We start from the raw sequence: 9,609 nt of genomic DNA on the forward strand, positions 1-9,609 counted from the left end.
CACCGGCCGCCTGTCCTCCGGCTCAGCGCAAGCTGAACGTGGACACCCGTAGCCCCTTCGACAGCACCAGGTACACGTCGGTGTGTCCCTTTGTCGTGGTCGCGAGGGCCGTCGAGACCGTCGTGTAGTCGTACGGCGACGGCGTGCCGGTGAAGTGGGCCGTGCCGGCCAGGCGGCCCGTCGGGGAGCCCAGGCGGATCTCCACCGTGCCGGGGGAACCGGCGAGCCGGGCGGTGAACCGGGAGACGCCCGAGCCCAGTTGCGTGTCCGCGAACTTCAGCCAGGCGCCGTCCGCCGGCGCCGACACCGCCGTGCCGGACGCCTTCGACTCGTCGGTCAGAGCGATGCCGGAGTAGTCGTCGAAGTTCTCCGCCCGGGTCGACGAGGACAGGTTCCGGGGCGGGATCGTCTCGCCCCTGACCTGCCGGGCGGCACGCGCGCGGATGTCGGTCGAGGACGCGCCGGCCAGGACGTCGTACGTGCCGGTCTCCACCACCCACTTGGAGCGGGTGACGTCCCAGTGCGCCAGGTCCGAGGTCCGCAGCTTCAGCTTCACCTTCCTCGTCTCGCCCGGCTTCAGCGTCACCCGGGCGAACGACTTGAGCTGCTTGAGCGGTTGCTTGTCGCGGGACGTGCGCTGGTGGACGTAGAGCTGGACCACCTCGGCGCCCGTGCGGCTGCCGGTGTTGGTGACGTTCAGCTCGTAGCCGCCGGACACCTGCTTCAGGGCGCCGTAGCGGAACGTGGTGTAGGAGAGGCCGTAGCCGAAGGGGTAGAGGGCCCGTCCCTTGAAGTACTGGTAGGTGCGGTCGGACTTGATGATGTCGTAGTCGAGGATCGACGGGAGGTCGGCGGCCGACTCGTACCAGGTCTGGGTCAGGCGGCCGGCCGGGTTCGCGTCGCCGTAGAGGAGGTCGGCCAGCGCGTCGCCGGTCTCCTGGCCCGCGTGGGAGGTCCACAGCAGGGCCGGGACCTGCTTCTGCACCGCGCCCAGCGTGGTCGGGTAGCTGTTCTCGACCACCACCACCGTCTTCGGGTTGGCCGCGCGCACCGCCTTGACCAGGGCCTCCTGGGAGGGGGCCAGGCCCAGGTCGGTGCGGTCGTGGGCCTCGCGCCCGTTGATCGCGGGCATGGAGCCGACCACCACCACGGCCGTGTCCTTGCCCCGGACGGCGGCGACCGCGTCGTCGATCCCGCTGCTCACGACGTCCTTCGTGTAGTGCGCGGCCGCGTCCTTGGACACCAGGCCGAGCGTGCCGGCCGCGTCCGTCGGTCCGAGGTAGACCGGGTTCGACCACCAGGACTCGCCGGTCTCGTAGCCCGCGTAACGCAGCAGGTACGAGCCGTCGTCCTGCCGCTCCAGCCTGAACTGCTGCTGTACGAACCAGCCGTTGGGCTGCGTCTGGTCGTTGACGAAGTTCGACCAGTTGTAGCCGACGTACTTGCCGTTGGCGGCCGAGCGCAGGGTGACGACGCCCGAGCCCCAGTCGAACAGGTCGAACTGGGCGGAGGTGCCGGAGTCCGCGGCCTCCTTCAGAGGCGCGCCGGTCTCGTCCGTGCCCGCCGTGACGTACTTCCCGGTCGCCGTGTTCTTCAGCGCGATCCGGTCGACGCCCTCGCTGGAGGCGACCGGGGTGCCCAGCTTCGCCTCGATGCCCGCCTTCGGGGTGACCGTGTAGGGCGGGGTGCCGGAGTACCAGTCGGTGTAGACGGTGTCGGCGAGCGGGCCGACCACGGCCGCGTCCGCGGACCTGTGCAGCGGCAGCGTGCCGTCGTTCTTCAGCAGCACCGCGGACTCGGTGGCGGCCTCGCGGGCCAGCGCGCGATGGGCCGGGCTGTCGATGGCGGAGGCGTCGATGGCGCCGTACCGGCCGCCGCCGGGGTCGAACTCGCCGAGCCGGACCCGGACGGCGAGCACGTGCCCGGCGGCGGTGTCGATGTCCGACTCCTTCAACAGGCCTGTGGACAGGGCCGACTTGATCGCGGCCGTGGTCGGTCCGGAGTCCGTGTCGTTGTCGGTGAAGCTGTCGATGCCGGCCGTCAGGGCCGCCGCGTCCGCCTCGGCCTGGGTGCCGTAGTACTTCTGGCTGCCCGTCAGGTTCCCGGGTGCGTAGGCGTCGGTCACGTTCAGCAGGTCCCGCGAGGTCCAGGTGCGCACGGTGTCGTCCAGGGACGGATTCGCCGTGTTCGGGCGGCCGTTGACCAAGTTGTACGAGGACATCACGCCGGTGGCCGCGTCGGCCTCGACGGCGGGCTTGAACGCCTGCTCGTCGTACTCCTTGAGTACGCGCGGACGCAGCTCGGAGGAGGTGGTGTCACGCCGGTCCTCGTTGTTGTTGGCGAGGAAGTGCTTCAGCGTGGGTGCCGTCTTGAGATGGTCCGGGTCGCCGCCGGTCAGCCCGGTGCCGTACGCCGTGGAGATCGAGCCGGTGAGGTACGGGTCCTCGCTGTAGCCCTCCTCGTTGCGTCCCCAGCGCGGATCGCGCAGCAGGTTGACCACGGGCGCCCACAGGTTCAGGCCCCAGCCGGCCGGACGCTGCTGCTGGAATCCGCGCGCCTCGTCGCCGACCGCCGAGCCGACCCGCTGCATCAGCGCGGGGTCCCAGGTCGAGGCCAGTCCGATCGCCTGCGGGAAGACGGTGGCCCTGCCCAGCCAGGCGACGCCGTGCAGCGCCTCGGTGCCGGTGCGGAAGGACTGGATGCCCAGGCGCGGGATCGCGGGCTCGTACTGGTGCAACAGGGAGATCTTCTCGTCGAGCGTCAGCCGGGACAGCAGGTCGGTGACCCGGGCGTCCACCGGGCGGCCGGGGTCGCGGAACGGGTACGCGGGGTCGTCCGCGTGGACGGGGGCGGTGGCGCCGAGACCCGCGATCAGGGCCAGGGCGACCACCAGCGTGGTTCTGCGTCTTGTCTTCGTGCCTTTCATGCCGCGGCTCCTTCGAAGGTTCGATCAGGGCCTTGCACAAGGGGGTGGCAACAGGGGGGTGGCAGCGGGGGGTGGGTTCAGGGGGTGTCGCGCGGTGCCGTGCTCGCCCGCCGGGTCAGCCGGGGCGGCAGCAGCGTGGCCTCGGGCACGGCGTCCCCGGCCAGCTTCCGCATCAGCAGTTCCACCGCCCGCTCGCCCACCTCCGCCGACGGCAGCGCGATGGACGTGACGGGCACCCGCAGGGACTCCGCGAGCTCGTCGGGACAGATCGCGGTGACGGACAGATCGCCCGGGACCCGCAGCCCGAGCTGCTCGAAGGCGTCGATCAGCGGTTCGAGGACCGCCTCGTTGTGGACGACGACCCCCGTCAGGGCGGGCTGTTCGCGCAGCAGCTGTTCCGCGAGGCGGCGGGCCGCGGCGGGCGCGGCCTCGCACGGGTGGACGGCCGAGGCCAGCCCGCCCCGGTCGGCGGCCGCGGTGAACCCCTGGACCACGCGCTGCGCGAACGCCGTCTGCCGCACGTACACCTCCGGCGGCGACCCGACCAGCGCCACCACCCGGTGCCCGAGCTGCGCCAGATGCTCCACACACAGCTCGCCCGCCGCTTTGAAGTCGAGGTCGATGCAGGTCAGCCCGTCGGCCTCGGCCGGGAAACCGATCATGACCGAGGGGCGGTCCAGGGAGCGCAGCAGGGGCAGCCGGGGGTCGTGGAGCTGGACGTCCATCAGGATCAGCGCGTCCACCAGCGCCGTGTCCGCGACCCTGCGCAGCCCCTCCTCGCCCTCCTCCTGGGTCAGCAGCAGGACGTCGTGGTCGTGGCGGCGCGCGGTGGTCACCACCGACACGGCGAACTGCATGACCACCGGCACATGGATCCCGGTGCGCAGCGGGACCACCAGCGCCAGGACGTTCGACCGGCTGCTGGCCAGCGCGCGGGCCCCGGCGTGCGGGCGGTAGCCGAGCTCGCGGATGGACGCCTCCACCCGCTGCCGGGTCTCCTCGGAGATCGGCCGCTTGCCGCTGAGCGCGTACGAGACGGTGCTGGGGGAGACCCCGGCGTGCCGGGCCACATCAGTGATCTTCACCATCAGTCCAGCTCCACCGTCAGTCCAGCTCCACCGTCAGAAATCCCACGCCGGCCGGTGCCCGTACCTCCCGCTCGCCGGCCGCCAGGCCCCACGGCGTCGAGGGGTCCTCGCACGAGGCCCGCAGGGTGTCACCCTCCCGTACGACCGTGAAGGTCACGTCACCGGCCCGCACCGTCACCCGGGCGCCGCGCCGGAGCCCGTACGCCCGCAGGGTGACCCCGTCGGCGAAGTCGTAGTCGGGCCGGTCGGCCACCGCGCCCACCGGGATCACCGCCCCCGGCCGTACCAGCAGCGGGACGCTGTCGAAGCCGTGCCGCTCGCGCACCCAGCGCGGCCCGCTCACCGTCCGCCCGGTGAGGAAGTCGGTCCAGTCGCCCTCGGGGACGTAGTAGGTGACGTCGCCCTCGTCGCTGAAGACGGGCGCGACCAGCAGGTCGGGGCCGAGCATGTACTGCCGCTCCAGATGCGCGCACCCGGGGTCGTCCGGGAATTCCAGCGCCATCGCCCGCATCACCGGCGTGCCCTCGGTGTGCGCGGTGCGGGCCGCGTCGTACAGGTAGGGCATGAGGGCGAGCTTGAGCCGGGTGAACCGGCGCAGTACGTCCACCGACTCCTCGTCGAACAGCCACGGCACCCGGTAGGAGGAGCTGCCGTGCAGTCGGCTGTGCGAGGACAGCAGGCCGAAGGCGATCCACCGTTTGAACAGCGCGGGGGACGGCGTCCCCTCGAAGCCGCCGATGTCGTGACTCCAGTATCCGAACCCGGACAGCCCGAGCGACAGCCCGCCGCGCAGCGACTCGGCCATCGACTCGTACGACGCCTCGCAGTCGCCGCCCCAGTGCACCGGGAACTGCTGGCTGCCCGCCGTGGCCGAGCGGGCGAAGACGACCGCCTCGCCCTCGCCGCGGTGTTCGCGCAGCACGTCGAAGACGGTCCGGTTGTAGAGGTACGGGTAGTAGTTGTGCATCCGCTCCGGGTCGGAGCCGTCGGACCAGGCCACGTCGACCGGGACCCGCTCGCCGAAGTCGGTCTTGAAGCAGTCGACGCCCTGGTCGAGCAGTGCCTTCAGCTTCTGCGCGTACCAGTCGCGGGCCGCCGGGCTGGTGAAGTCGACCAGCGCCATCCCCGGCTGCCACAGGTCCCACTGCCATACGCTGCCGTCGGGCCGGCGCAGCAGGTGCCCGAGCGCCCTGCCCTCCGCGAACAGCGGTGAGCGCTGGGCGATGTACGGGTTGATCCAGGCGCTGATGCGCAGCCCGCGTTCCTTCAGCCGGGCCAGCATCCCCTCCGGGTCGGGGAACACCCGCGGATCCCAACGGAAGTCGCACCAGTTGAACTCGCGCATCCAGAAGCAGTCGAAGTGGAAGACGGACAGGGGAAGTTCGCGGTCCCGCATGCCCTCGATGAACTTCGTCACCGTCTCCTCGTCGTAGGAGGTGGTGAACGACGTCGACAGCCACAGCCCGAACGACCAGGCAGGCGGCAGGGCCGGGCGCCCGGTCAGGGCCGTGTACTTGCGCAGGATGTCCTTCGGGGTCGGCCCGTAGATGACGTAGTACGTCAACTGCTGGGCCTCCACGCTGAACTGGACCCGGGACACCGCCTCCGAGCCGACCTCGAAGGACACCTTGCCCGGATGGTCGACGAAGACGCCGTAGCCCGCGTTCGTCAGATAGAACGGGACGTTCTTGTAGGCCTGTTCGGTCGCGGTGCCGCCGTCGGCGTTCCAGATGTCGACGACCTGGCCGTTCTTGACGAGCGGGCCGAACCGTTCGCCGAGGCCGTAGACGCTGGTGCCCACCCCGAGTCCCAGCTGTTCGCGCAGGTAGTGGGCGCCCGTCGCGTCCTGCATGATGCCCATGCCCTTGGGGCCGCTGCCGGTGAGCGCCCGGCCGTGGGCGAGGAAGTCGACGCGCCAGGGGCCGGTGCGGGCCACCCGCAGGGTGAGCGCGCCGGAGGTCAGGGCCGCGTGCTCGTCGTCGTGGGTGATCTGGGTGCTGAACTCCTCCTTGCACACCTCGAACCGCGGTCCGCGCGGCTGCTCGCCCTCGAAATGGGTGAGGGTGACACCGATGACGTCGGGCAGCGGCGCGTGCGCGCTGATCGTCACGACCGGTCCCTTCAGCAGGTCGCCGCGGTGGCGGATGGGCTGGGTGGGCGCGTGGATCTCCAGCGTGTCTCCCCCGGAGGGGGTACCCGCCGTGGCGGTGACATCGAGGACCTCGACCGGGTGGGCCGCGGTGACGCCCTCGCGCAGCAGCCAGTAACCGTCGGTGAACTTCACGTGGGGGTCCTTACTTGACGGCACCCACGGCGATGCCGCGGGTGAGGGTCCGCTGGAAGACGAGGAAGAACACGATCGCGGGCAGCACGCCCAGCAGCGCCGCCGCGTTGGTCATCGTGGCGTCCATCAGCCGCTGGCCCTGGAGGACGCCGAGGGCCACCGACACGGTCTGGTTGTCGTTGGAGATCAGCATCACCAGGGGGAGCAGGAACTCGTTCCAGGTCCAGATGAAGAAGAAGACCAGGAGCACGCCGATGGTGGGGCGGCTGACCGGGACGACGATCCGCCACAGCACCTGCCACTTGCTCGCGCCGTCGATCCGGGCCGCCTCGATGATCTCGCGCGGGAACCGGCCGAGGACGGACGAGAGCAGATACGTGCCGAACGCCGCCTGGATCACCGTGAACACGATGATCACGCTCAGCCGGGTGTCGTAGAGGCCGGCCTGCTTGCTCAGGTAGTACACCGGGTAGACCAGCGCCTCCTGCGGCAGCATGTTCGCCAGGACGAAGAAGGCCAGCACCCAGGTGCGGCCCTTGATCCGGCCGATGCCGATCGCGTACGCGTTCAGCACCGACAGGACGGCCGCTCCCACGGCCACACAGCCGCTGATCAGCACCGAGTTGACCAGCTTCTGGCTGTAGTCGACGCGCTCCCAGAAATCCTTCAGGCCGTCCAGGTAGAGGCCTTCGGGCAGGCTCAGGGGGCCGTTCCGGGAGTACTCGGCGGGCGACTTGACCGCGTTGAGCGCGACGATCAGAAAGGGCACGACCATGAACAGGGCGGCCAGGCACAGGGCCACGAGGACCGGGTAACGACGCAGGGCGGTCATGTCCGCACCCCCTCCTCCGCGTCCTCCGCACGGGTCTGGAGCTTCAGTCCGACCAGCGAGAGGGCGAGGATGATCACGGTGAGCACGGTGGAGATCGCGGCACCGTAGCCGACCTGGGTCTTCTCGAAGAACGTGGTGAAGGAGAAGTAGGAGGGGACGTCGGTCGCGCCGCCCGGACCGCCCTTGGTGAGCACGTACACCGCGCCGAACACCTTGAGCGCGGCGATCGAGCACCAGGTCAGCACGACATACGTCTCGGGGCGGATCTGCGGCAGCGTGATGTGCCAGAAGCGGCGCCACCAGCCGGCGCCGTCCAGCTCCGCGGCCTCGTACAGCCCGGGGTCGACGCGTTGCAGCCCGGCCATGAAGACCACCAGCGGGAAGCCGAGCTGCACCCACACCATCACCCCCATCACGCTGTAGAGCGCGAGGTCGGGGTCGCCGAGCCAGTCCTGCTGCCAGGAGCCCAGGCCCACCGCCTTCAGCAGGGCGTTGAGCGAGCCGTTGTCGGGGGCGAGGATCCAGCTCCAGACGATGCCCGCGACCGCGATCGGCAGCACCTGCGGCAGGTAGAAGCAGGCGCGCAGCACCGAGGCGACCCGGCTGCCGAAGTGCTTGCCGACGTAGTCGAACAGGGCGGCGGCCAGGACGAGTCCGAGCCCGGTCGGCAGGAGTGCCATGGCGAGAACCATGAACAGGCTGTGCCGGAACGACGCCCAGAACTCGGTGTCGTCCAGCAGCTCACGGTAGTTGGCGAGCCCGGACCAGGTGGGGCTGCCCACCCCCTGCCAGTCGGTGAAGCTGACGCCGGTGTTCATCAGGAACGGCACGACGACGACCGCGAGGAAGGCGAGCGCGCCCGGGACGAGGAACAGCGCGTAGGAGTCGCGGGGGCGGCGCGGGGGCCGGGGGCTTCGGCCCGGACCGGCCACCCGCGCGCTCCGTTCGACGGTGACCGTCATTTCTTCGGTACGCCGTTGTCGTACGCCTTCTGGAGGGCGTCGAGGTAGGCGTCCGGCGCCTCGCTGCCCGTGATCAGCTTCTGGGTCTCGGAGACCAGGACGTCGTAGAACCCGGGCACCGGCCAGTCCGGGTAGAAGGCCAGGCCGTCCCGCCCCGACAGGGTGTTGAAGTTGGTGATCAGCTCCTTGGACTTCGGGTCGGTCACCGCGTTCGCGTCGGCGGCCACCGGGACACCGCCCTTGTTGCCGAGCAGGTTCTGGATCTTCTTCGACATGGTGATGTCGATGAAGTCGTAGGCGAGCTCCTTGTTCTTGGCGTTCTTGGGGACCACCCAGAGGTTTCCGCCGGAGCCGAGGGTCAGGTTCGAGCCGGGCCACAGGAAGCTGCCCCAGTCGAACTTGGCCTCCTGCTGGAACCGGCCGTACCACCAGCTGCCGGAGAACAGGATCGGCGCCTTGCCCTGGATGAAGGAGACGCCCGCCTCCTCGGCCTTGGTGCCGCTGGAGGTCTTGGCGATGTAGCCCTTCTTCACCCAGTCGGCGAAGGTGGTCGCCGCGTAGGTCCAGGCCTGGTCGTGGAAGTCGGTCTTGCCCTTGTACAGCTCGTAGGAGTCGACCCAGGAGCGGTCGGCCTGGGACAGGGCCAGCTGGTACAGGTACTGCTGGGCGAGGTACTCGGCGCCCGCGTTCGCCAGCGGGGTCACCTTGTTCTTGACGAACACGTCCATCGCGGCGGTCAGTTCGTCGACCGACTTGGGCTCGGCGAGCTTGTACTTGGCGAACAGGTCCTTGTTGTAGAACACCATCGTGTACTCGGCGTAGTTGGGCACGCCGTACCAGTTGCCGGAGCCCATGACGCCCTGGGCGTCGTAGCGGCTGGTGGTGCTGACCCCCGCGCTGAGCTTCTTGTCCCAGCCGCGCTTCGCCACCTCGGCGCTCAGGTCGGTGAGCAGGCCCTGCTTGGACAGCAGGCCCGCCGTCGCGTTGCCCTTGTTGTACTCCATGAGGTCGGGGGTGTCGGAGGAGTTCAGGACCATCTGGGCGGTCTTCTGGATCTGTTCGAAGCTCTTCTCCTCGTACTTCACCTGCACGCCCGGGTGCGAGGCCTCGAACTCCTTGATGGCCTCGTTCCAGGCGACGCCCATCGCGCTGGTCGGGCCCTCGTAGTGCCACAGTTTCAGGGTCTTGCCGTCGCCCGACGAGCCGCCGTCGGAACCGCCGCAGGAGGTCAGGAGCAGCGATCCGGTCAGGATCACCGCACTCGCCACCACACGCCTTCGTGTCGTCAACATCCCGTGTCTCCTGGGGAGTCGGATGGGAATCGGGAGGGTCACGCGAGGAGTCGTCGAATCGATTCGATGCGTGACGTCGAAGCGCTTCGACGGGGGAAGGTAGGTGGAGGCTGTGGACACGTCAATGGGGTGCGCGCGAATTGCCCGCCGTGGATCGACGGCCGGTCCGGTGCGGATCGGCACCCGACCGGCCGCGGGGGGGGTGCGGGTCGGCTGCGGGTCCGG

6 protein-coding genes are annotated in these 9,609 nt (G+C 69.9%); all 6 read right to left on the reverse strand.

Annotated features, from left to right (window positions below; genetic code table 11):
* Positions 1-22 precede the first annotated feature (22 nt).
* The 6 genes from ABT085_RS18130 to ABT085_RS18155 all read right to left on the reverse strand — a co-directional run bounded on the left by ABT085_RS18130 (position 23) and on the right by ABT085_RS18155 (position 9,384).
* Positions 23-2,926: a glycoside hydrolase family 3 protein gene (locus ABT085_RS18130; RefSeq protein ID WP_351608287.1), complete on the reverse strand. Its 2,904-nt coding sequence runs from the start codon at positions 2,924-2,926 to the stop codon at positions 23-25.
* Between the two features lie 77 nt (positions 2,927-3,003).
* Entirely contained in the window at positions 3,004-4,014 is a 1,011-nt protein-coding gene (locus ABT085_RS18135) for a LacI family DNA-binding transcriptional regulator (protein WP_351608290.1), read from the reverse strand.
* A 16-nt stretch (positions 4,015-4,030) separates the two neighbouring features.
* On the reverse strand, positions 4,031-6,298 hold the full coding sequence (gene yicI / locus ABT085_RS18140; RefSeq protein WP_351608293.1) for an alpha-xylosidase: 2,268 nt from the start codon (positions 6,296-6,298) through the stop codon (positions 4,031-4,033).
* A 10-nt stretch (positions 6,299-6,308) separates the two neighbouring features.
* Complete coding sequence (locus ABT085_RS18145) at positions 6,309-7,130, reverse strand: carbohydrate ABC transporter permease (RefSeq protein WP_351608297.1); 822 nt, start codon at positions 7,128-7,130, stop codon at positions 6,309-6,311.
* Positions 7,127-8,092, reverse strand: coding sequence for a carbohydrate ABC transporter permease (locus tag ABT085_RS18150; protein WP_351608300.1), 966 nt, complete (start codon positions 8,090-8,092; stop codon positions 7,127-7,129). The genes ABT085_RS18145 and ABT085_RS18150 overlap by 4 nt, the downstream gene beginning before the upstream one ends.
* The gene (locus ABT085_RS18155; protein ID WP_351608302.1) at positions 8,089-9,384 is read right to left on the reverse strand and encodes an ABC transporter substrate-binding protein; all 1,296 of its coding nucleotides are present in this window, start codon (positions 9,382-9,384) and stop codon (positions 8,089-8,091) included. Before ABT085_RS18155 ends, ABT085_RS18150 begins: the two co-directional genes overlap by 4 nt.
* Positions 9,385-9,609: the final 225 nt, after the last annotated feature.

Source organism: Streptomyces sp. NPDC002265, from assembly GCF_040296125.1.
In the GTDB taxonomy this organism is placed as follows: domain Bacteria; phylum Actinomycetota; class Actinomycetes; order Streptomycetales; family Streptomycetaceae; genus Streptomyces.

What these genes read in the sequence shown, in the direction of transcription:
- ABT085_RS18130 (WP_351608287.1), bottom strand. Translation starts at nt 2,926, where the DNA reads ATGAAAGGCACGAAGACAAGACGCAGAACCACGCTGGTGGTCGCCCTG.
- ABT085_RS18135 (WP_351608290.1), bottom strand. Translation starts at nt 4,014, where the DNA reads ATGGTGAAGATCACTGATGTGGCCCGGCACGCCGGGGTCTCCCCCAGC.
- ABT085_RS18145 (WP_351608297.1), bottom strand. Translation starts at nt 7,130, where the DNA reads ATGACCGCCCTGCGTCGTTACCCGGTCCTCGTGGCCCTGTGCCTGGCC.
- ABT085_RS18150 (WP_351608300.1), bottom strand. Translation starts at nt 8,092, where the DNA reads ATGACGGTCACCGTCGAACGGAGCGCGCGGGTGGCCGGTCCGGGCCGA.
- ABT085_RS18155 (WP_351608302.1), bottom strand. Translation starts at nt 9,384, where the DNA reads ATGTTGACGACACGAAGGCGTGTGGTGGCGAGTGCGGTGATCCTGACC.